Genomic DNA, 23,813 nt, shown 5'->3' with positions numbered 1-23,813 from the left:
TCTTTCTATAGTTGATTGTTTAGTTCGTTTAGATGACCTTCTTTCATAAGATGCTAAAGTGTGTTCTAGATTAGTATATAATTCAGTATTATTGAAAACTGGAGGAAATTCTTGTCCTTTGAGTTCTAAAAAAGGTTCTGTAAATGTTTCTTTTGTTTCTTTTGTTTGTTGTATTGAATTTATTATTTCGTTTTGTTTGGCTTGTCGTTTTTGTTGAACTAATTTTTTGTTATGCTGTAATCACAAACGTTCCATATCTTGTTGTTTTCTTTGATTTTGGGTTATTGATTCTTTATTTTGATTATTTTAATTGTAAAATATCTTTTTCTGTTTGGTAAGTTGGATCTTGAGGTTTGGAATTTACTTTTTGGATATTGTATTCTTCCAAAACATATTTAGTTATTAAAACTGCAATAAGATAATTAAAATATTGATTTAAGAAACTTTCTAAATTAGATGCTTGATTAGCTCCACTAAGATATAAATTTTTTTCAAAAATAGGATTTGGTTTGGTTTGTGTTTGTGTTTGGTTCAAATATTTGGTAAAAGTATCTTTATCATAAAAATAATCATATAATTTTTCGTATTGTTGTCTAGTTTCTTTTTCTCCCAAGTTTCTCCTTTGTTTGGCTTGTTGTTTTTGGATTTATTTATTTCTTTTAAAAATTTCATTTTATTGTGGTGGTTCATATGGCAATTCTTGTTGTTCTTTTGGTTGATTTGTGTTTGGTTGGGAGGATTCGTTTGGGTTAGGGTTTGGAAGTTGTCTTTGAGGAAGTTGTTCTAAATTTCGTGGAGTTGGTTGGTTTTGAGGATTTGGAAGACTTGAAGGATTTAAATAATTTGAAACTTCATCGGCAAAGACATAACAACTAATACTTATTTTTAAAAATATTAATGCAAAAGAAAAAGGAAAAAATAAATACTTATAAAAGATAATATAATTAGTATTTTTAATAATAGTTTTTTTGGCAATGAGGTTAATTATCTATATCAAATTAACATCATTTTAATATTTTCTTCAAGTTATGTTAAAGTATAAATTATAAATATTATACCATAATAATTGATTTTAAAAACAATAATTTGTTTTAATAAATTATTTTTGTTATTGCACACTTTCAGAAATGAATTGTCCTCATGTTCCTGAATGATTATTTATTTATTAATTTTGTAAATCTTCATCTATCTTTTCATATGCCTCTTTTTTTCATATGACTCTTTAGCTTTTTGGATTAAATTATTATTAGTTAAATATTCTTGTTTATTACCAAAATATTCGATAAAGGCTTCTTCTAAATCAAAAATTAAAATTTCGGAATTCATATGAAAACCTGTTTTATTAGCAGCATTATTAATTAAGTTTTCTAATTTTCTTCCTGATAAAAGATCAAAAAATTATATTAAGTATTAATAACTTAACAATTTGGAAATATTAATTATAATTGTAAAATTACTTATAAATATACAATTACAAATGATATTTTTAATATCTAATTTTTAACAAATAAGAAAAATAAGAAAAAAATTGTTAATTAAATATAATTTAACATCAAAAAAACAACAAATATGCTTATTTATCTTAAATATTTGTATTTTTTCAATCAATTTACAAATAAAAATTGTTAAAATATTAAAATATTGAGTAATTTTAAAAATATTGATGCAAATAACAATATATGTTGTATAATAAGGTTACTTATTTGTGATCTATGATTTGTGCTTTTGATTTTAAAATTTAGCAATTTTATAATTTATAATTTTATAATTTATAATTTTATAATTTATAATTTTATAATTTATAATTTTATAAATAAGTTGTAGCATAAATGAGTTTGGGGAAAAATAACACAAAAAAAGAAAAGTAATTTTATGAAATTCGTAAAAAAAGAAACAAAAGAACAAAAAGACACAAAAACAACCAAAGAACATAAATACAAACAAAAAAAGAATAAATGGCAATTAACTCACATATTTTGCCTTATTTTAATAGTTATTATAATATTTTTAAGTGGTTTTATTTTATATAATAAAGAACAAAAAGATAAAATATTTAATCAAAAAAAAGAATTAACAAAACTGCTAAATCCCATTATCCCAGAAAATAAAGCAAATAATAATAAAATAGTTAATCAAAATAAATTAACTCCAAATAATAATAAAAATAATTTAATTTTTATAAAATCAAATGAAAATACCCAAATAATAAATATATACGATTCAATAACAAACAATTTAATCAAAAAAACTACTTTTTACCCCGATCAAAAAACTATTAATTTCATTGAAAAATATCACCCCCAAACTAAAAAATGCCTCCAAATAAAACACTTTACACAACAAGGAACTTTATTTTGTGTCATATATCTTGATCATAATACTCAAAAAATAAAAAAAATAATTTATTACCAAGACAATAACAAAATAGACAACGAAGCCAAATATAGCCTTCAAACTGGAAAAAAAATTTCTCATACTTATTATCTAAAAAACGGCGTTGACATTGATTACATAGATAAATACAACGAAAAAGAAGAAATTTCAGAAACAATCCATTATATTGTTACAAAATACTAAACTAGTTTTGACCCTTGCAAAAACCAAAAATAAAAAAAGACCAACTTTGAAGTTGGTCTTTATATTGTTGTAAATATTTAGTTTTTGAAAATTTTGTTTTGATTTTAATAAAAATAATATTTATAATTTTAAAAAAATCTAGTTGTTATTTTGTGTTTGCAAAATTTTGAAAAATAAAATACAATATCAAAAAAACAAATAATAAAATAAATATTACAAAGAAAAAAAATAAAAAACTATTGGTTGCGTTAGAATTATTATTTTGAGAAGTATCGGTGGAAGAACTATAACCACCTGAAGGAGTTTGAGAATTTTGATCTTTTAAATAAGTAAAATTGGCTATTATTTCATCCATATTATTTTGTCTTTCTTTTAATTTTATACTTCCTCCAAATCGATCTAACCCTAATTGCATTTTTTCTTCTAAAATAGGCAATTCTTTTAAAATTTTTGCATGAGGGCTATCAGATAATATTTCACTCAAAAAGTCAACAAATTGACTTTTATACGTTTCAAAATTATTGAATTTATCTACAATTATATTGTATTTTAACATTGTTTCGTTAAATTTTAATGTTTCTGTTTCATTTTTTAATGTTTCTACAGCTACTAAAATACTAATTATATCTGTATTTATTTTTTTTACTAATTCATATATTTGTTGTAAATAACCAATTGCTTTTGGTGATGCTTTGTTTTTATCTTCTTTAATTGTTTCTAAAATATTTTCAAAAATGGGATCGTTTAAACATTCTTTAATTTTTATTTGTTCATTAACTACTAATTGATTAATTTCAGTTTCGATTTCTGTAATTATCGCGATAGAAACAAAACGCCTTAATTATTGATTAATAATTAGGTTTTTTTGAGCCTCGCACAACACCGTACAAGCAAGTTTCCAAGCATACAGCGTTTATATAAAATATATTTCTTCTTTCGCCTTGTATTTGGTTTTCCCAAATTCCTTGGTAAGTCAGTCCACTTTTGCATTCCAGCTAAGCTTTGAATTTCTTACGACTAATACGATTCTGCTTTTTCCTTGAGCCTAAAACACTAAAGTTTATTTTAGATGTTTTTATACTTTTATCAAATGACTTTTAGGAAGATAGAAGTTACTCTAATTTCTTACCTTAATAGTTTTAGGAGAGATAACCACAATTGATATGCAAAAATAAAAAATTTATGTGGTAGATGGTAGGTTTTAGGTTTAGCAATTTTTTGCTTACCACTTAAATCAATAAGTGTTAGTAAATTTTATATACGCAAAAAATATATAAAATGCCCTAAAATATAAGATATCAACTGTTTTGCCTTATAGCTACTGCCCGTTTTTTTCTCTTAGGCTTATTGCAAAGCTTTTCCATGACTATTTTCAACTCGCAAATCCAAACAATAAACAGTTTCTTGCTTTTTTGCTTTTATTTTCTGCTATAATCTATCTTGCTTTCGCAAAATAAACCAAAAATATGTTGTACTGCATTACTAATTGCAGTTGTAAGTGGTTAATTTACTAAGAAATTAGGCATCTTTCTCGCCCTTTTGCAATAAATCTTGACATTGTGTTTTTATTTCTTCTGTTTGATTCTCTTTGGTTTCAATTAGAGTTATCATGTTTTCAATATCATCATCTTGGTCAGCAAAAACTAAATAATTGTGATTTAAAAATAGTAAAATAGCCCAAAATCCAGCAAATATTAACAGTTTTGCTTTATTTTTTTTTAGTTTTACCACAATTTATATATCACCTGCTTTCTTTATATGATTTTATTTACAACTTAACATTGAAATAAAATTTTAAAAATTAAAAAGGCAAATACAAAATAGAAAATAAATAAATTTTTAAATTTATCTTTATATAATAATCAAAAAATGTATTTATTCTCATTATAATTATAACATAAATTAAAGTTAAACTGCATTTTATTCCATTTTAATAAACTAAATATCAATTAAAATTACTTAAATTAAAAAAATAATTAATTCAGATACTTTTAAAACGGTTTTTTAGATACAAAACATTTAAATTATGATATAATAATATTACAGGATGATAGTTACTTTAAGTTTGTATATTTTAATTAGGAGGTTTTATAATTGTTAAAAAAAATAGTTAAAAACAATTATTTAATTTTCTTGATAGTAATTACATTTGTGTTTATTTCATATTTCTTATCAGCATTTATTCCAAGTGCTTTTGCAGATGACAAAAAAGATCTAAAAGAAAAAACAACTCCTGTATCTGAATCATCACAACTACAAGAACAAAAATTAAGAGATATACAAGAACCTTTAAATATTTTACAAAATATAACAAATTCTTTCACAACTAAAACTAATTTAGCTACTTCTAAAATTATTTATGATTTGAAATTATCTTTAAAAAATGCAAATCCAGACAGTAAAAAATATATTAATGCATTTATGGACTGCCTTTGTGATAATATTTTAGGTGTTGATTGTTGGGAAGACGTAGAAGTTGATCATTTCAAAAAAGAAACATTTGATAATGATAGTTTTAAAGATGCTTTAAAAGTTCAATTAAACATTGTTTTTGCACAAGCTTATTCATCATTATCCCAAAATATAGATCAAAGTTGCAAATTTTTATTATCTGAAATGAAAAGTTTTTATCCAGATGCAATAATAAGTACAATTAAGGAACTTTGGTACCAAGAATCATAAAAATATTAAAATTATAAATTAAATTATTGAAAACAACCACTTACGGCATTATCGTAAGTGGTTTTTATTTTATCAATTATTCTTCCACTTCAAAAAATTATCAAAAACAATAATTATTTAAAAAAACGCTATTATCAAACAAATAATGTGTTATAATAAAGACATTAAAAATTTAAATGAAATATTTTTTCTTTTAAAAAAATTAATAAATTTTAAAATAACTATTAAATTAACCATTTCAAAAAAAAGGAAGAAACTGTGGAACGATCCTATGAAAAACTGCTATACTTTATTTATAAGTAATATAAACTCATATTGGAATGCATTCGTCAATACTATAAGCCTTGCTTTTTTAGGAACATTAGGGGCTTTTTTGTTATCTTTATGGCTCCTTTATATTAAAGGAATCAGAAAAAAGAAACGGATAAGTTTTTATGAGAGATGTTTTTACAAAACAATAGATATTTTATTATATTTTTATATATTTTTTGTTAAAAGTGTTCCTATGATGTTACAAGCAATGCTTTTGTATTGGGGAACCAAAATAGCAGGTTTTTGTTCTTGGTTAACTCCTTTTCAAGCCGCACTATTTATCCTTATTTTTAATTCTTGTGCTATGTTAGCAGAATTTATGATTAAAAATATGTCTTTTTTTGACCCTGGTCAAATTGAGGCATCCCTAGCTTTAGGAATGACTCGTAAACAAACTTTTAAACGCGTTATATGTCCTCAAGTAGTTCATCAATCTTTACTACGAATTATCAATGAATTTATTCTAAATATAAAAGATATTTGTGTTTTTTATGTAATTACAGTTGTAGATATTTTTACTTTCAGTCAAAAATTAGCCAAAAAAAGTTATGACTATGTAACTCCTTATATCAACGCATCTTTAATATATATAATTTTAATTTTCATCTCTTCTTATTTTTTAAAAAAATTAGAAACCAAATTAGGTAATAAAAATGCATAATATAATAGAAATTACAAATCTCCAAAAACAATATGACAATAAAGTTGTTTTAAAAGAAATTAATTTAAAAATAAAACAAAACGAAATTATTACTTTAATAGGGCCTTCAGGAGCTGGCAAATCTTCTCTTTTAAGATGTCTTAATTTATTGGAAGAACCTGATTTTGGCACTATTTTATTTAAAGGAACAAATATCTTAAATCCAAAATATAATGTGTACAATTTAAGAAAAAAAATTGGCATGGTTTTCCAACATTTCAATTTATTTGCCCACAAAAATGTCTTGAATAATTGCACTTTGGCACTAACAGAAGTATTTCAAAAAAGCAAAGAAGAAGCACAAACAATAGCACGTGAAAAACTACAAAAAGTAGGGCTTTTAGATGTAGCATCTCAAAGTATTCAAACACTTTCAGGGGGGCAAAAACAACGGGTTGCAATTGCAAGAGCCTTATGTATGAATCCAGAAATAATTTTATTTGATGAACCTACCGCTTCTTTGGACCCACAATTAACTAAAGAAGTACTTGATATTATGACTAATTTAACTCATGAAAAAATAACTATTATTTTAGTAACTCATGAAATTGCATTTGCTCAAAAAATTTCTGATAGAATTGTTTTTATGACAGATGGAATAATTTTGGAAGAAGGAACCCCACAACAAATCCTTAATAACCCTCAAAGTGATAAATTAAAAACTTTTCTTAAAGATGCTTCTTTTAATAAATAATTTTAGAATTTTAGTGCAAAAAAATAATTAAAAAACCGTTTTTAAAAAAATAATTTTATAATATAATATAAAAAAAGAGGTAATAAAATGAAACTAAATAAAAAAATGATTATTAGTTTAGTTTTTTGTGTTTTTTTAATTTTAGGGATAATAGGAGGAATTTTATGGTGGAAAAATAATAAAAATAATGTTTTAGTAATAGGCATGGAACTTGAATACTCACCTTTAGAATATGTTACTCCAACACAAAATGAAGCAAACAAAGACCAAACTCATCCCATTGATGGACAAAGTGGATATGCTTGTGGTTATAATGTTTTTATCGCTAAAAAATTAGCAGAAAAGTTAGATAAAAAACTAGTAATCAAAAAAATAAGTTTTAATAGTTTGATTTCTGCTTTAAATTCCAATGACATAGATTTAGTTATTGCAGGCTTAAACAAAACTCCTGAAAGAGATAAAGAAATTGATTTTTCAAAACCTTATGCTTTTGGAACAGTTAAAATTGTTTTAAAACAAGGTTCACAAGCTGATAATCTTTCAAGCTTACAAAGTAAAAAAATCGGTTATCAAGGTGAATCTACATATCAAAAAACAATAGAAGGAATAACCACTCAAACTCAAGAATATTCAGATTTAGGAACAATAAAGTTGGCATTACAAGCTAATGAAATTGACGGATTTATTGTAGAATCAAATATTGCAGATGTTTTTTTAGCAAAAAATCCAACTTTAGCAATGGAAAAACAAATAATTAACACGGAATTGATGGCAAAAATCAATACAGATTTAAGAGACCAAACTCAAGAAAGTTTCCAATCGCGTATAGGAATTAAAAAAGGAAATGACAAACTTAAAAATAAAGTTGACGAAGCATTAGAACAATTACAATTTACAACAGATAACATCACAACCCAAAAATTAAAGCAAAAAGCTGTTGAAGTTGCAATAAATCAAAGCTGATAATGTCTAATAACAACTCTTATTTAAACTTATTATACCAAATATTAAAAGATTGGCATGTATTTTATTTTGAAGGTTTTAAAAACACCATGAAAATTGCTTTTTTTGGCACCATAGGAGCTTTTATGGTGTCTTTATGTTTGTTGCATCTTAAAGGAATTATTCAAAATAATAAGCGTGTAAGGACAAATATTACTAAAAGATATTATATCAAAATGCTTGATTACATCATCAATAGCTATATTTTTGTAATTAAAAGCGTTCCTATGATGCTACAAGCAGTTTTTTTTCATTTCGGACTCAAAGGAACTGGTTATTTTAGATGGTTAACTCCACTTCATTCTGGTTTATTTGTAATTACTTTTAACTCAGCTGCTTATCTTGCTGAAATTATGATTAAAAATATGGAGTTTTTTGATTATGGACAAATTGAGGCAGCATTAGCTTTGGGAATGACACAAACACAAACCTTTAAAAAGGTTGTGTGTCCCCAAGTTGTCCGTAAATCTTTATTAAGAATTTCTAATGAATTTATCATTAATATCAAAGATAGTTGTGTTTTTGGAGTTATTGGGATGAATGAACTTTTTGAAGTAGCACAAACAGTACACAAAAGAAGCAATAGTATAACAGGGGGAATAATTGCTTTGTTAATTTCTGTCTTTGCTTATTTAGTTTTGGTGTTATTAGTTTCTTTATTATTAAAAAAAATAGAAAAAATAAGTGATATGAAATAAACAAATGTAAAAAAAACATAATTTTATTTTTCCATTTGTTTATATAATATTAATAATGGATGTGTAATTTAATAATATAGATATATTTATAAAAAGTTCAATTATAAAAGGGAGGTAAAAATGTCTTCTAATAAAGGACAAACCTCCTAAAAGAACAAATGGTAAATATCTCATAATGGGATGGTTAATTTAAAAAACATATTCACCAAGGGTAAAAAACAAAAGATAAAAATAAAGCATAGGGACTATAAATATATGGAAAAATAGTGGTTATATTCACCACCACGAAAAATCTTTTTGGCGTTATCTATTTGTTTTGTAATAAACACAAAAGAGTTAAATTTTAAAAACTTATATAATTTTTGAAACCAAAATAAACAAAAAATAAAAAAGGGTTAACAGATAATAAAATCAGATCTTGAATCTTGTTTAAAAGATATATTGACTAATTTTAATTTTAAAATAAAGATAGATGAAGATTTAGAAAAAAAGCTAAGTAATTATTTTACAATTAATAAATTAAAACCAAAAAAGACCAATTTTAATCAATATTTATACATGAGATGTATTTTTTTAACCCGATATCCTTGTTTATTTTTGCTTAAAAATACTTTAATGTGTTTTATAAAAATCTTCCAATTGATAATAAATAACATTTAATCATTTTTTATAATTTGTTTTGATGGGGTTGTTGTATTTATCTTGCTTTTGAGAATCTAATTTATATAATTTTAAAGTATCTAAATTGTCTATGTTTATTTTGCTTATTAATTCTTTAATTTATTCTTTTTGTTTGCGTTTGTGATAAAAAATAATTTGGAAGATAGTGAAATGTGTGTTTTAAGGGGTGTTATTTTGGGTTAATGAGTGGTAAATTTTATATTATTATCGTTTTTCGGAAGGGCGATTTTTAATTATTTCTATTCTATACTTTTTCATTTCATCTAATATTTGAGGGTCCACAAATAGAGTTTGGTTTTTTGGTTGGTAGTTTGCTTGTTTTTAGGAATTTTTCTTTTTATAATAAGAAATAATTGTAATATTTAATAATTCTTGTTTTAAAACTTTTTTTGGAGAAGACAATAAATAATCAATTAATTTTGAAAAAAATAAGAAAAAATATTTATTAAAATATATCAAAAAATAAAGGTAAATTATTTTTTTATGGAACTATTTTTTATTCAAAAAAAATTGTTTAAAAATCATTTTAATATTAAATCTTATAATAAGGACATGTGTATTGTTAAATAAATGTTTTAATTTTAATAATTTAGATAAGCGTATGATATTTTTACATTTTGATAATTATATTAATCCTTTATATAATCGTTATCCTTAAAAGTTTTAACTAATTTTTTAAAAAGGAATTTTAATTTTATTTTTTTAATTAATATATTTTAATATACCTTTTTTAAAGGGGGTTTTGCTGTTGTTTTTTTTTTTTTTAACGTTCAAAAATAACAAAAATAAGATATAATATAAGTATAATTAGTGAAAAATAAAGATTAGTTATAAATGTTAATTCCCAAAGCAAAAATCAATAACTTTCAAATTATTTAGTAATTTATCACCTATTACCCTTTGAAGCAACCATTAAACCTTTAGAAAACACACCTATTAATATATCTAAGAAAACGCAAAATTCCATCATAAAATTAATAAAACTTAAAGAACAAATAAAAGACTAACAAAAAGCCTATAAGGATAAATTAACCAATAATAAAAAAAGAAATTCCTATTTTAAAAAAAACTAAATTCGAAAACATTGAAGAATGGTATGATGATTAAAGCCAAATACAACTTTGATAGACTTAATGGAATCGGTTATTATCAACAAAAGATAGCCAACAAAGACAACATCGGTTTTTTGAATTTTGGGGGGACAATCTAAGATCATCTCCAATCCCAATCTGAACCATATAACCTCGTTTGTTATATCAAAGACCGCTATCCTTTCAACCGTTAAAATGAAGATGGTGCATTAATTGGTTAAAATGATTTTGAAAACTCTTTCCACCTTCATTTTAACCCTGTACGCAAAACTTTATCTCTTTATAAAAATAAATACAGAAAGAGTAAATACAAAAATTATCAAATAATGATCCTAGAAAAAATACTCTTTTAGCCCTTAAAACAAAATTTATAAAATTTAAATTAATAATCAAAAAGAACAATTAAAAAATTATCAAATAATTTTAAAAAATTTAAATAATCACAACAATTAATTTGTTTTTAATAATAAATAAAAATAGAAATAAAACATCTAGAGTCATTATAATAAAAAAGGTAAAATAAAGAATATTTTAATAAATTTAAATGAGAATATAATCTATAAAATCGTTTTAACGATTAAAAAGTTCAAGAATATGATAAAATTTGTATTTTTAGACTATCTTATTTAATATTTTTTGCAATATTATAATTGCTGTATCTAGAAAATCAAGAATTAATTTGTAATCTGTGAAAAAAACAAAAAAACACAAATTTAAAAAGAAATTATAGAATCATTTAAAATTATCAAAAATAAAATTTTTAATAATTACTTACAAAAAAATAGAAAACAATTAAAATGATATTATTAAATAAAATCAAAATATAAAAAAATAGAAAATTCTCAAATAGAAAAAATTATTAAATATTAAAAAATAAATCAAAATAAAAATAATTAATTTAGACAAAATTAAAAAAATAAATTATAATTGAATTAATAGTTTAAATTAAAAAAAATGAAAAGAGATAAAAAAATGCAAATAAAAAAAAAATATAATTGCAAATGTAAGGAAAAATTTAACCAAAAAATATTATTTATTTTTTGGTTAATCTTATTAACATATTTAATAAGATATTTTTTTATATTCCGGGGTACCCCTGATATTTTTGCTTTTATGAATAATGAAAGTGAAAGATTACAATGGAGTTTTATTTATTTTATTACACGCTTTTCTAAACAAAGCAACTTTCTAGTTTTTATTATAATTACATTAAAGTTAACCCGTTTTAAAAATAAAAAATGGTTTCCTTATTTAGTTTTTATAGGATTAATAGATATTTTATTAACTGGATTAATATATAATATTGTGATTGATAATTTTAATACTTTTAAAACTATTTATAAAAACTATAAATATTTAAGTATTAATGTTTTTGAACATATTTATATTCCTTTTTTATATTTAATGTTTTTTTTATTTTCTAATTCTAAAACAATTGCCTTAAATAAATTTTTTATTTCTTCTGTGCATCCTTTTTTTTATTTTATTATATTTGTCATAATAGGACTTTATGATCGAAATTTCAATTCATATCCTTATAGCTTTATAAACCCTAATATCGGAAAATGTTTATTAAAATTTTTATACAATAAAGAACCAAAAGGTTGGACAGGAGTATTTATAAACTTTTTATTAATCACTCTTATAATAAATATATTATCCTATGTATTAATATTAATAAAAAATTCATCATTTAAAAACAAAAAAATTAATAGTTAAACTTCAACAATGTTTATAACACCCTATAAAAAAATTTTAAAAAATAATAAAAAACAATAACGCTAATTATTATAAAAATTAAAACTATCTTCATATTTTCGGAATAAAATAAATAATCTTGAAATTAATCAAATAAAAAACATAATGAAAAAAATATTATTCTAAATATTTTAGTCTTTTTTTGTTTCGATTGATAATTAAAATTAACAACTAAATTTCTCATTGTTGCAACAAAAAAATATTTTCCATATAAATATTAGAAAAATTACGATATATAACTTTACCATCATTATTTAAAAAAGGAAAAAGTTTATATTTATCATAAATTAATAAATTAGATATTTTAATAATTTCTTTACAACAACGATAATTAATTTTTAAATAAAAATTAAACATATTAAAATCTTGTACTAATAAATCAGTTAATATATTTTCATTATCCATTAATAACTGATAAGCACATATTTATTCAAATCATCAAAATCAATTAAATTATTATCTTTTAAATAAGTAATATATTTATGATAAATAAAATTAAATAATTGATTATCTTTTTTAAAATATTTTGATTAATTATATTCTTTTTAATTTTAGAAATAGTATATTTAATATTATTAAAAGAAGAAAAACATTTATTCAAAAAAATTTCCAATTTATCAATTAAATGTTAAATACACTCAATTAAAACTGTGGTCTTTCCAGTGGCCTGCACCAGCAACAATATTCAAAGAACCTTTATTATATATTTAATTACTTTTAATTTTTCTTGAATTAATTTATTCATATATTATCCTTTAATGAGTGTTTTTTAAAAAACACTCATTATTTCATCCATGTAATTTTAGTTGAATAAAGGACAATAATGCCAAACTTATATAAAAAATCAAAAATAAATATACCCCACTAAGGGAAGCAAGCGTTTAAACAATTGTCTTAAAGTCATTTTATTATAATCTTTTCTTTTTATACTTATACTAATTATTAGCTAAACTCAAATAACCTTTTTAATCAAAATAAATAATAAAAGGAATAACAATACCTAAGGTAGATAAAATCCAATATTATAAAAAAATGCCTAAAATTAATTTATTTATTCTAAAAGATTTTTTACTGGAATAATAACGTCTGTAATTTCTCGCCATTTTAATCTCCTTTTTTGTTTTTTTTAATAAATAGGGGGGGGGCACTTTGTTCAATTATTCACCTATTCTTTTCAAGCAAAGTTAAAAACATTTGGACTTTATCACCCGTAAAGATGGTTATCGGAAAATTTTAGTTTAGTGGCTTTTTCAAATAAACTACGTGCTCTAAGGGTTCGTTTTTTTCCCGTGTTCGTTGTATTTGTTGTTTGTAAAAGTGTTTCCAAATATTTTGTCATGTCATGGACTAATTTGTTCTAAGGTTATAAATTGATCATTGCCAGTTTTAGTAATACTACCTATTTCAAAAGCAATTAATGTATTTTTTACGATTTTTTGGTACCATTTTGGTAATGTCTTTGATTAGATTTTGGTTATTTGAATTTTTTTTTGATTCTCCTTTTAATATAAATCAGAATAAAAAAAGACTCTAATAAATAGAGTCTTTTTTTATTTATTTTTGTAGTTGAGTTATAGAGTAGTTCATGAGATCTACAATCATCAAATTGTGAGTCTTTATATTTTTTTGTGTGGGGAAATAACCGAGATCATCGCCAAGTGTATGGGGTAGAAGATTAGTTTGTTCCACATTTTGTCGAAAGGTTTTTTGATGAAGGGGGCGCGAGGTGTTTGGTTCATATTCTTGGTGGTTTGCCTTTGCCTAATCCGTTTAGTCCATAAAAGATGTATTTTTTTGTTTACTTGAGTATTATATTTGGTTAGTTTTAATTATTTTTTTCGTAAAGATTTGATTTCTTCTTGTAATTTTTTAATTTGTTTATCGAAGGGGTGTAATAATTAGGGACTTATTTTTATTTATTCATTATTAATAATTTATGATTTCTTTAATAGTTCCGTCGAGGTTAAAGTAAGTTGCTTTGCTTAAAAACCCTTTTTGATATTCCTCAACTAATAAGATATTCCCATTTTCATAATATTCAATTGCTTTAATTAATTTACCTGATTCTTGATTATATTCGTCTATACATTTAATTTTTTTTCCGTCACCGTAATATGTTGTTTTTGGAGGATATTTAAGTGATGAGGTTTGTTCTGGTTGTTGTGTTAATTCATCAACTTCTTTTTCAATTTTATTAATAATTCTATTATAATTTTCTTGTTCTTGTTGGGTTTTAGTTTTAACATTAGATAATGGTTCTTGTTTTTTTAAATTTGATATTGTTGGTTTTAAAATTAACAAAAAGAGAATAGTTATCACAAAAATAACTCCACTGATAAATAAACCCCAAATAATAAAGATTTTATTTTTTAATTTTTTTTGATTATTAGTTTGCATAATTTAGTCTCTTTTTTTATAATTTTAATTATCTACAAAAAAAACATGCAGGCTTTAACAGAAAAAAGATTTTAATATTTAATTATTTAAAAGTTATTTATTAAGACAATCAATTTTTTCTCTTAATTTTTTATTTTCATCTTCTAAATTTTTATTATTCTTTTCTAAAATATTAATTTTTTTTGATAAAAACATTAGTTTATATATATTTTGTTGTGTTCTTTTTTGTATTATTCTTATTCTATGTTTAATTTTTTTAAATGATTCTATAATTTCTTTCATTTCATTTTCTGTTTCTGAATATTTGTCTAAAATTTTAATATCAATCATTTCGGAATAATTACTTTTTTTTAATATTAAATCTTGTTGTTCTTCAGCAAAAACTAAATTTGTTTTATAAAAATTTACTAATAAATAAATAAAAATAAAAATAATTAAATAAAATTTAGAACTAAATTTTATTTTTTTTAAACTTAAATACATATTAAAAATACCTTCCTAACTTTAATTTTATAAATTGTAAAAAACATAATAATTATAAATATTTTATTAGTTAATTTTTTCATGATATAACTTATCATCTACATTTATAAAGATACAATTTTTTTTAATATATTTATGTTCTTTACCACCACAAGATTCTTCTAGTTTACACCATTCTGAAAAACTAATATCTTCATTACATAAAAAGATAGATAATTTATTGCCAGATAATTTTCTTTTAGGAGAATATTTAACATCAACTATAAATCCTCTTTGACCTCCGATAATATTTTTTAACAAACCAGCACGTCTAATATCAGATATGCTAATATCATCATAAACATCAATTTTAAATCTATCATTATAGCTATTTTTTTTAAAATCTAATGAACCCCTGATATAATTAAATTGTACTCGTTGATTATTTAAATAACTAATTATAAACTCGGTTTTACCAAGTTTACTAGACCCCTCAATTACAATGGATTTAGGACGATGGTTGGAATTCATCTCTTCCTTTATAGCCATTGTAATTTCATGAGTATTATTGTTATTTTTAAAAGTATTAAAACTAAAAAATGATTCAGTTTCGTTTTCAAGTTCTTCAATCAAATCTTCTGATTGTTTGATGAATTTTTTTTTTAGGATTTTTTCAATTAAGTCTATTTGCTCGTAATAAAAATCACGGTCTAGATTTTTAATAAAATTATCAAGAGATTTTTTAACTTGAAATAAAGTTAATTTTTCATCATGATAATATTCATCTTTTAATCTATCTATTTCATCATAGATTAATTGTTTACGTTCTTCTTTTTGATTTTGACGAACATATTTTTTATGCCTTGGGGTGCCTTCTTCAATGAAGTCACCATCTTTTTTTATATAGTCAATTGATTTTTCGATATCACGGGCAGTTCTTGTTGAGAGTTAGTTTTTTTCGATGTCAAAGAATCTTTGATTTTTGATTTCAGTATTTTTAGTTAATTGAAAAAAGAACATGAGTATGAATTTCTTTATGGTCTTGATGGTTTTCGGTATTTGAAATGATATATGAGATTTCTTTTTTTTTAGATATCATTAATTGTTTGATATGATTATGGATTTTATCTTTACCTAAAGGACATTTTGAGTAAGTTATAACACTATCTTTTGTTTGTAATCTAAATTTAGTTTTTTTCATTGATATACTTCTTTCTATCTAAAGCCCCTAATTTAATAAGGGGCCTTTATTTTATTGATTTTTATTATCTAAAAAGATAACTTTTTGAACCATAACTTTAGTTGAGGTTTTATTTTCACCCTCATTATTAGTATATCTTTCAATTGATAAATAACCTTCTACATATACTTTTGAACCTTTATGTAGATATTTATCCATGTTTTCGGCTTGATTACGAAAAACAACACAAGGAATAAATTGGGTTGTATCTTTAAAGTTAACTGCTAATTGGAAATTAATTTTAGGGATTTGACCTTCATTAGTATTAATATATTGTTGTTCTAGATCATGAGTGATATTACCGATTAATTGTACTTTATTTAACATTTGATTTCTCTTTTCTTTTTTTGATTAAACCAACAAAGGTAAGAAAGCTATTACAGACGTAGCAGTAGCAAAAACCCCGAGAGGTGGTAAAGCTAACCCTATAAGACCTAATGCAGGGATTCTATTAGCATCTTTTTCATTAATATTATAATTATTTGATAGTATTGTATCTAATTGTGGGTTAAATTGAAAATGTTCTTGTAAATGATGTTGTTCTTGGGTTTGTTTTTGTTTTTTGGTTTAATTCTTTTAATTGTTTTAACTTAATTAATTACTTTATTATATTATTAATTTTATTTGTATCATAAATATATTGAGTTTGATATTGAGATTGGGTTTTGGCTTCATTTTCATTTTTATTATTTTTTGTTTTACGTAATTTAGGTAATCTTAAACTTAAAAGGAATAACAGGATTAAAAGAATAATTGATATGAATATAATCCAAATTATTAATATAATTTTTCTTTTTGTGTTCATCATTAATAAGTTTTTGTTTCTTTAATAGTTCCTTCGGGGTTAAAAAAAGTTTCTTTAATCAAATTGAAACCATTGTATTCATCAATTTGTCTAATTATCTTTCCATCATCGTAAAAACAAGTTAATTTAGTCATAATACCTGTATTTTGATCATATTCCTTAATGCTTCTAATTATTTTACCATCGTTAAAATAATCAATTTCGGGAGGATATTTAAGTGATGGAGTTTGAACTTGTAATTGGGTTTGTTTATCTATTTCTTTTTGGGTTTCTTTAACAATCCTATTATAGGTTTCTTGTTCTTGTTGGGAGTTAGTTTTAGAGGTTAAAGTAGGTTGATTTTGAGTATCAGTTTTAAGTTGGGGGTTCATAGCTAATAATAAAATTATTAAAATAACCAGAATAACTCCACTTATAAATAAACCCCAAATAATGAAGATTTTATTTTTTAATTTTTTTTGATTATTAGTTTGCATAATTGAACCCCTTTTTGATATTTATTTTCAACTGGTTTAATTAACATTTTGTCTTTTTTGTAAATTAAGTTTATATTCTAAATCAGATATCTTTTTTTTAATTTATATAAATGATATTTATTAATCCCAAATATTGGAGTTAATTGTTTTTGTAATTGAAGGAGTTAAAGATTTATAATTTCTTTAATAGTTCCGTCACGATTAAAGTATGTTGTTTTAATTAATTTACCTGTGTCTTGATTATATTCTGTAATTTGATTAATAAATCCGACTAAATCCCAAATAGTTTCTTTAAATAATTTACCTGTTTCTTTATGATATTCACTTAAACAAAAGATATTTCCATTTCTAAAATATTCAGTTTCTTTAATTAATTTACCTGTTTGTTGATCGTATTCTTTAATAGATTGAATTGATTTTCCGTCATTGTAATATGTTGTTTTTGGAGGATATTTAAGTAATGGGTTTTGTTGTTCTTGTTGAGGAATTGTTTTGTTGGTAATTATTGATTTTGGTTTCATAGCTAATAATAAAATTATTAAAATAACCAGAATAACTCCACTGATAAATTATCCCCAAATTATGAAGATTTTATTTTTTGATTTTGTTTGATTATTGGTTTGCATAATTTAACCTCTTTTTTGATATTTATTTTCAACTTGTTTAATAACATTTTGTTTTTTTGTAAATTAATTTTATATTCTAAATCAGATATTTTTTTTTAATTTATATAAATGATATTTATTAATCCCAAATATTGGAGTTAATTGTTTAATAGATGATCTAGGGATAAATAAAATATTTAAAAATTTATAAATAATTAAAATAATTAATTTAAATGGAAATAAAATCCATTTTATTATTGTTTTTATAATGTTAAAAATAGAACCTATAAAAACTAAAAAAGTAAGAAAAATTAAAATATAGAAGATAGATAAATAAATTGAATGATTATGCCTGAACTATTTGATATATTGCCTAAATGAAAATCAACATCTTTAATGGCAATTATGTTGTTGAAAGTGGTTTTAAAGAATGATATAATAAGAATAGCATAGTAATTTATTTTTGAAATAAATAGATCTATGTTTAAAATAGATGTTTGCATATAAATGCATCCTTTCATGATATTTATATAATTTTTTGATGTGTGCTTAATATAACAAAAATGACCCTACATATCATATATGGACTACAACGAACATATATAATAGGGATCATTAATTATTTTAACATTTATTTGCTTTAAAAATTAAGACTTATTGTTGATATCTTAGTCAATACACTTATATTATAACAAAAAATAATAAGTTGTAAAAATATTATTTAATTTTGATATTTTCACTATGGACTCTCCAACCTACTCCTTTACGTCTTAACGCAAAGGCGGTTGGTTCGTTCTCGCTACTCATTTACCGATGCTCACGGCAAAGGCGCGAGAGAAGGATTACAAAAAAGGGGGACACATTCAAATGTGTCCCCAATCTGTCCCTATAAAAAACCTAGTAAAACAATAGGAAGCGCAGGGGGCAATGTTATACCCCCTGCGCGTAAAAGTAAGTAAATACCTAATAAAATTAAAAATTTTCTACACATTTACCTTTTAGTATAGAGTTTGACGGATACATTAAGGAAAACACTAGCGAATTTGATTATAAATAAAAAACCCCCTAAATCCCCTAAAGGGGACTTTATAGGAGGTTATAGGAGGATTGTAATAGATATTCTAACGTTGTAACGGCTGGCCGCCTAGTTCGCTCTGCTCGTCTTTGAATATTTTTATACTTAATATAATTTTTCAGGGACATATATGAAAATACTAAAGTATCTAAATTATAAATATTATTTTTTCCATCTCTTGTTACTCCATCAAAATAAGCTAATAAAAAATCTTTAGGAGGGGGTTCTTTTTCGGTATTGAAAATCAATTTCATTATTTAAAGCATTATTATTATTATAAATGAGCGTAACTAAAATTGCTTTTAAATTAATTTATTAGGAACATGATATTTAATAAAAAACGATATAAAAAGATAAAAGTAGCCTTTTTGGGGCTACTCATTTGTTTATTTGGCTTAAGAAAGATATAGTTAAAAAAATAAAATCAGAAAATAATATGGTGGCTCCGGACAGAATCGAACTGTCGACACGAGGCTCTTCAGGCCACTGCTCTACCGACTGAGCTACAGAGCCTATGGCGGTCCGGACGGGACTTGAACCCGCGATCTCCTGCGTGACAGGCAAGCATGTTAACCACTACACTACCGGACCATTTTTGGTTGCGGGGATAGGATTCGAACCTATGACCTTCGGATTATGAGCCCGACGAGCTACCAAACTGCTCTACCCCGCGGTATAATATTTAATTAATGGCGGAGGAAGAGGGATTCGAACCCCCGCGTCCTTTCGGACCTCTCAGTTTTCAAGACTGACCCCTTCAACCGGACTTGGGTATTCCTCCAAAAAAATGGTGGACCCGGTAGGATTCGAACCTACGACCAACCGGTTATGAGCCGGTAGCTCTGACCAGCTGAGCTACAGGTCCATGGTAGCGGCAGAGGGATTCGAACCCTCGACCTCACGGGTATGAACCGTACACTCTCGCCAGCTGAGCTACACCGCCATCATTTTAAAATTAATATATTAATGTTAATGTTTTTATGGTGGAGCTTAGCGGGATCGAACCGCTGACCTTCTGTGTGCAAGACAGATGCTCTTCCAGCTGAGCTAAAGCCCCAAAAAATGGTACCTGGAGTCGGACTTGAACCGACACGGCTATAAAACCATGGGATTTTAAGTCCCACGTGTCTACCGATTCCACCATCCAGGCAAACATATAAACATTTTTTATTTTTACATAAAAATAAAAAAAGAAAAAAGGTTAATAAAAAGTGGTATCCCGTGAAGGAGTCGAACCTTCGACACCTTGATTAAAAGTCAAGTGCTCTACCAGCTGAGCTAACGGGACAATAAAGTGGTGCCAAAAACAGGAATCGAACCCGTAACCTACTGATTACAAATCAGTTGCTCTACCTATTGAGCTATTTTGGCAATAAAATTATTGTTTTTCTATAAAAAAAGAATAAAAAAGATAGTAATTTTTTGGTAGAGGATGAGGGACTTGAACCCCCGACATTCTGCTTGTAAGGCAGACGCTCTCCCAACTGAGCTAATCCTCTTTTTTATTCTTTTTTATAAAGCAAACCTTGGCACTCCATATCTTCGCTCAATAAAGAACTATTGTCAGTACTAAGGACTTAACTGCTGTGTTCGGGATGGGAACAGGTGTTGCCCCTTAGTTTTATGCACCAAGGATCTTTCAAAACTAGATAAACGTTGGTATTTAAAAAAACAAAGTCAATGGGTCTATTAGTACTAGTCAGCTGAAAAGATCACTCTTCTTACACCTCTAGCCTATCCACCTGATAGTCTTTCAGGGACCTCATAGGGAAATCTCATCTTAAGGGAGGCTTCACACTTAGATGCTTTCAGTGTTTATCCCTTCTATACATAGCTACTCAGCTATGGCTCTGGCGAACCAACTGAAACACCAGCGGTATATCCATCCCGGTCTTCTCATACTAGGGACAGTTCCTTTCAAATTTCCAACGCCCACGACGGATAGAGACCGAACTGTCTCACGACGTTCTGAACCCAGCTCGCGTTCCGCTTTAATGGGCGAACAGCCCAACCCTTGGAACCTTCTCCAGCTCCAGGATGCGATGAGCCGACATCGAGGTGCCAAACCGCTTCGTCGCTGTGAACGCTTGGAAGCGATAAGCCTGTTATCCCCAGGGTAGCTTTTATCCGTTGAGTCACGGCCCTTCCATTCGGTACCGTAAGATCACTAAGTCCGACTTTCGTCCCTGCTCGACTTGTAAGTCTTGCAGTCAAGCTCCCTTGTGCCTTTATGCTCTACAAATGATTTCCAACCATTTTGAGGGAACCTTCGAACGCCTCCGTTACTCTTTAGGAGGCGACCGCCCCAGTCAAACTGCCCACCAAACAATGTCCCTCACATTACACATGTGCAGGTTAGAAACTAAAAATAACAAGGGTGGTATCCCAAGGACAACTCCAGAAAAACTAGCGTTTTTCTCTCACAGTTTCCCACCTATCCTGTACATCTTATTTCCAATTTCAATATTAAGTTGCAGTAAAGCTCCATGGGGTCTTTTCGTCCTGTCGCGGGTAACCGGCATTTTCACCGGTAATTTGATTTCACCGAGGCTCTTGTTGAGACAGCGCCCAAATCGTTATGCCTTTCGTGCGGGTCGGAACTTACCCGACAAGGAATTTCGCTACCTTAGGACCGTTATAGTTACGGCCGCCGTTTACTGGGACTTCAATTCAATGCTTCGTTGCCTGACATCTCCTTTTAATCTTCCAGCACCGGGCAGGCATCAGCCCCTATACATCACCTTACGGTTTAGCAGAGACCTATGTTTTTGATAAACAGTCGCTTGGGCCTATTATCTGCGGCTTTTAGTTTTAATAAAAGCTCTCCTTATCCCTAAGTTACGGAGTAATTTTGCCGAGTTCCTTAACAAGAGTTTGCTCGCGCGTCTTAGTATACTCTACCTACCCACCTGTGTCGGTTTGCGGTACGGGTAGTTAATCAATTAGCCCTAGAAGCTTTTCTTGAAAGTATGACATCAATCACTTTACTTTCAAACCTTGTCTTTAAATGAGAAAACGGATTTGCCTGTCTTCTCAGACTTAGTTTTTCTACCCCAATCCAATAAGGGGCGTGTTTAGCCTGCTTTGTCCCTCCGTCAGTTGATTAACTAGTGCAGGAATCTCAGCCTGCTTGCCATCGATTACGGATTTCTCCCTCACCTTAGGACCCGACTAACCCAGGGAGGACGAACCTGGCCCTGGAAACCTTGGGTTTTTGACGGATAGGATTCTCACCTATCTTTTCGTTACTTACACCGGCATTCTCACTTCTGACCTCTCCACCACTGCTTCCGCTATGGCTTCACTGATGTCAGAACGCTTCCCCTACCATTCAAATAACTAATAAGTTATTTGAATCCGTAGCTTCGGTATGATGTTTTAGCCCCGATACATTTTCGGCGCAGAGTCATTCGACTAGTGAGCTATTACGCACTCTTTAAAGGATGGCTGCTTCTAAGCCAACCTCCTAGTTGTTTAAACGTCTTCACTTCCTTTGCCACTTAACATCAATTTTGGGACCTTAGCTGACGGTCTGGGCTCTTTCCCTTTTGACCATGGACCTTATCACCCACAGTCTGACTGCTGATTTTATTTGGTAACATTCGGAGTTTGATTGAGTTCGGTACCCCGAGGTGGAGCCCTTACTCATTCAGTGCTCTACCTTCACCAAATTACTAAATCAACGCTAGCCCTAAAGCTATTTCGGGGAGAACCAGCTATCTCTGAGTTCGATTGGAATTTCACCCCTAGCCACAAGTCATCCAAACACTTTTCAACGTGTCCTGGTTCGGTCCTCCATTTAGTTTTACCTAAACTTCAACCTGCTCATGGCTAGCTCACTTCAGTTTCGGGTCTATGACATGCAACTAAACGCCCTATTAAGACTCGCTTTCGCTACGGCTCCGTTCCTTAAAACTTAACCTTGCTACATATCATAACTCGCCGGTTCATTCTGCAAAAGGCAAGCCATTACACATTAACGTGCTTTGACTAATTGTAGGCACACAGTTTCAGGATCTATTTCACTCCCCTTTCGGGGTTCTTTTCACCTTTCCCTCACGGTACTAGTTCACTATCGGTCACTAAGAAGTATTTAGCCTTAGGAGATGGTCCTCCCATCTTCCGACAAGATTTCTCGTGTCTCGCCGTACTTATTAATACCCTAGATTTTAACTTACGTTTACGGGACTGTCACCTTCTTTGGTGCTTCTTTCCAAAAGCTTCTACTTTGTTAAAATTTTGTAACTAGAAATGGTATTAGGCTGTTCCGGGTTCGCTCGTCACTACTACCAGAATCGTTATTACTTTCTTTTCCTGCGGTTACTTAGATATTTCAGTTCGCCGCGTTTCCTTTCTTCTAACAAGATAAATCGTATTAGAAGAATATTACATCTTCAATGTAATGGGTTTTCCCATTCGGAGACCCACGGATCTTCACTTATTTACAGCTTCCCGTGGCGTTTCGCCGTTAATTGCGTCCTTCATCGGCTCTTAGTGCCAAGGCATCCACTGTGCGCCCTTAGTTCCTTTGATTTTTTTTAACCTTCGTTTATCTACT

The 23,813-nt window shown here is 26.7% G+C and carries 19 protein-coding genes, 11 tRNA genes and 2 rRNA genes; 7 read left to right on the top strand and 25 right to left on the bottom strand.

Translation table 11 applies throughout. The annotated features are described in order from the left end of the window. Positions 1-301: 301 nt before the first annotated feature. Complete coding sequence (locus N747_RS0101830) at positions 302-613, bottom strand: hypothetical protein (protein WP_024563543.1); 312 nt, start codon at positions 611-613, stop codon at positions 302-304. 572 nt (positions 614-1,185) lie between these two features. Next, complete coding sequence (locus N747_RS04095; protein WP_240992305.1) at positions 1,186-1,326, bottom strand: hypothetical protein; 141 nt, start codon at positions 1,324-1,326, stop codon at positions 1,186-1,188. Positions 1,327-1,872: 546 nt separating this feature from the next. Between N747_RS04095 and N747_RS0101815 the strand changes: the two genes are divergently transcribed. After that, on the top strand, positions 1,873-2,577 hold the full coding sequence (locus N747_RS0101815; protein ID WP_024563542.1) for a DUF2963 domain-containing protein: 705 nt from the start codon (positions 1,873-1,875) through the stop codon (positions 2,575-2,577). A gap of 145 nt (positions 2,578-2,722) precedes the next feature. Here the strand turns inward: N747_RS0101815 and N747_RS0101810 are convergent, their stop codons facing one another. Then, complete coding sequence (locus tag N747_RS0101810; protein ID WP_024563541.1) at positions 2,723-3,133, bottom strand: hypothetical protein; 411 nt, start codon at positions 3,131-3,133, stop codon at positions 2,723-2,725. A 962-nt stretch (positions 3,134-4,095) separates the two neighbouring features. Beyond that, entirely contained in the window at positions 4,096-4,308 is a 213-nt protein-coding gene (locus tag N747_RS0101805; RefSeq protein WP_024563540.1) for a hypothetical protein, read from the bottom strand. A 363-nt stretch (positions 4,309-4,671) separates the two neighbouring features. Here N747_RS0101805 and N747_RS03660 point away from each other — a divergent pair, with 363 nt between their 5' ends. The 6 genes from N747_RS03660 (at position 4,672) to N747_RS0101770 (ending at position 12,156) form a co-directional block, all read left to right on the top strand. Next, on the top strand, positions 4,672-5,259 hold the full coding sequence (locus N747_RS03660; protein WP_024563539.1) for a hypothetical protein: 588 nt from the start codon (positions 4,672-4,674) through the stop codon (positions 5,257-5,259). 271 nt (positions 5,260-5,530) lie between these two features. Further along, positions 5,531-6,232, top strand: a complete 702-nt coding sequence (locus tag N747_RS0101795) for an ABC transporter permease subunit (protein ID WP_024563538.1) — start codon at positions 5,531-5,533, stop codon at positions 6,230-6,232. Then, positions 6,225-6,965 carry an amino acid ABC transporter ATP-binding protein gene (locus N747_RS0101790; RefSeq protein WP_024563537.1) on the top strand — a complete coding sequence of 247 codons (741 nt, stop codon included), beginning with the start codon at positions 6,225-6,227 and terminating at the stop codon, positions 6,963-6,965. The genes N747_RS0101795 and N747_RS0101790 overlap by 8 nt, the downstream gene beginning before the upstream one ends. An 87-nt stretch (positions 6,966-7,052) precedes the next feature. After that, positions 7,053-7,928, top strand: coding sequence for a transporter substrate-binding domain-containing protein (locus N747_RS0101785; RefSeq protein ID WP_024563536.1), 876 nt, complete (start codon positions 7,053-7,055; stop codon positions 7,926-7,928). A gap of 2 nt (positions 7,929-7,930) precedes the next feature. Continuing rightward, positions 7,931-8,665, top strand: a complete 735-nt coding sequence (locus N747_RS0101780; protein WP_024563535.1) for an ABC transporter permease subunit — start codon at positions 7,931-7,933, stop codon at positions 8,663-8,665. A gap of 2,744 nt (positions 8,666-11,409) precedes the next feature. Then, positions 11,410-12,156 carry a hypothetical protein gene (locus N747_RS0101770; protein ID WP_024563534.1) on the top strand — a complete coding sequence of 249 codons (747 nt, stop codon included), beginning with the start codon at positions 11,410-11,412 and terminating at the stop codon, positions 12,154-12,156. Positions 12,157-12,375: 219 nt separating this feature from the next. Here the strand turns inward: N747_RS0101770 and N747_RS0101765 are convergent, their stop codons facing one another. The 21 genes from N747_RS0101765 to N747_RS0101650 all read right to left on the bottom strand — a co-directional run bounded on the left by N747_RS0101765 (position 12,376) and on the right by N747_RS0101650 (position 23,788). Continuing rightward, the gene (locus N747_RS0101765; protein ID WP_024563533.1) at positions 12,376-12,600 is read right to left on the bottom strand and encodes a hypothetical protein; all 225 of its coding nucleotides are present in this window, start codon (positions 12,598-12,600) and stop codon (positions 12,376-12,378) included. A gap of 1,521 nt (positions 12,601-14,121) precedes the next feature. Continuing rightward, positions 14,122-14,592: a DUF2963 domain-containing protein gene (locus N747_RS03655; protein WP_024563532.1), complete on the bottom strand. Its 471-nt coding sequence runs from the start codon at positions 14,590-14,592 to the stop codon at positions 14,122-14,124. A 93-nt stretch (positions 14,593-14,685) separates the two neighbouring features. Continuing rightward, positions 14,686-15,075: a hypothetical protein gene (locus N747_RS0101750; protein ID WP_024563531.1), complete on the bottom strand. Its 390-nt coding sequence runs from the start codon at positions 15,073-15,075 to the stop codon at positions 14,686-14,688. 66 nt (positions 15,076-15,141) lie between these two features. Beyond that, positions 15,142-15,687 carry a hypothetical protein gene (locus tag N747_RS04090; RefSeq protein ID WP_240992304.1) on the bottom strand — a complete coding sequence of 182 codons (546 nt, stop codon included), beginning with the start codon at positions 15,685-15,687 and terminating at the stop codon, positions 15,142-15,144. Positions 15,688-16,051: 364 nt separating this feature from the next. After that, a complete protein-coding gene (locus N747_RS04085) occupies positions 16,052-16,255 on the bottom strand; it encodes a hypothetical protein (RefSeq protein WP_240992303.1) in 204 nt (67 codons plus the stop codon). A gap of 51 nt (positions 16,256-16,306) precedes the next feature. Next, the gene (locus N747_RS0101740) at positions 16,307-16,621 is read right to left on the bottom strand and encodes a single-stranded DNA-binding protein (protein WP_024563530.1); all 315 of its coding nucleotides are present in this window, start codon (positions 16,619-16,621) and stop codon (positions 16,307-16,309) included. 480 nt (positions 16,622-17,101) lie between these two features. Further along, positions 17,102-17,575, bottom strand: a complete 474-nt coding sequence (locus tag N747_RS03650; protein ID WP_024563528.1) for a DUF2963 domain-containing protein — start codon at positions 17,573-17,575, stop codon at positions 17,102-17,104. Between the two features lie 164 nt (positions 17,576-17,739). Continuing rightward, entirely contained in the window at positions 17,740-18,096 is a 357-nt protein-coding gene (locus N747_RS03445) for a DUF2963 domain-containing protein (RefSeq protein WP_024563527.1), read from the bottom strand. 1,596 nt (positions 18,097-19,692) lie between these two features. After that, a tRNA-Phe gene (locus N747_RS0101710) sits at positions 19,693-19,768 on the bottom strand. Between the two features lie 2 nt (positions 19,769-19,770). After that, positions 19,771-19,846, bottom strand: a tRNA-Asp gene (locus tag N747_RS0101705). Positions 19,847-19,851: 5 nt separating this feature from the next. Then, positions 19,852-19,928: transfer RNA gene (locus N747_RS0101700), tRNA-Met, on the bottom strand. Between the two features lie 17 nt (positions 19,929-19,945). Then, positions 19,946-20,036 (bottom strand) — tRNA-Ser (locus N747_RS0101695). Positions 20,037-20,043: 7 nt separating this feature from the next. Beyond that, positions 20,044-20,120 (bottom strand) — tRNA-Ile (locus tag N747_RS0101690). A gap of 1 nt (position 20,121) precedes the next feature. Beyond that, positions 20,122-20,198 (bottom strand) — tRNA-Met (locus N747_RS0101685). Positions 20,199-20,236: 38 nt separating this feature from the next. After that, positions 20,237-20,312, bottom strand: a tRNA-Ala gene (locus tag N747_RS0101680). A 6-nt stretch (positions 20,313-20,318) separates the two neighbouring features. Beyond that, a tRNA-Leu gene (locus N747_RS0101675) sits at positions 20,319-20,405 on the bottom strand. Positions 20,406-20,467: 62 nt separating this feature from the next. Further along, positions 20,468-20,543, bottom strand: a tRNA-Lys gene (locus tag N747_RS0101670). A 7-nt stretch (positions 20,544-20,550) separates the two neighbouring features. Then, a tRNA-Thr gene (locus N747_RS0101665) sits at positions 20,551-20,626 on the bottom strand. 52 nt (positions 20,627-20,678) lie between these two features. Beyond that, positions 20,679-20,754 (bottom strand) — tRNA-Val (locus tag N747_RS0101660). A 25-nt stretch (positions 20,755-20,779) separates the two neighbouring features. Beyond that, positions 20,780-20,888, bottom strand: a 5S ribosomal RNA gene (rrf, locus tag N747_RS0101655). A gap of 35 nt (positions 20,889-20,923) precedes the next feature. Further along, positions 20,924-23,788: ribosomal RNA gene (locus N747_RS0101650) — 23S ribosomal RNA — on the bottom strand. Between the last annotated feature and the right edge of the window lie 25 nt (positions 23,789-23,813).

The sequence above is a fragment of the Candidatus Phytoplasma tritici genome (assembly GCF_000495255.1).
Lineage (GTDB): Bacteria > Bacillota_I > Bacilli_A > Acholeplasmatales > Acholeplasmataceae > Phytoplasma > Phytoplasma tritici.
The sequence above is the reverse complement of the archived record's forward strand: the minus strand, read 5'-3'. Positions and strand labels throughout refer to the sequence as shown.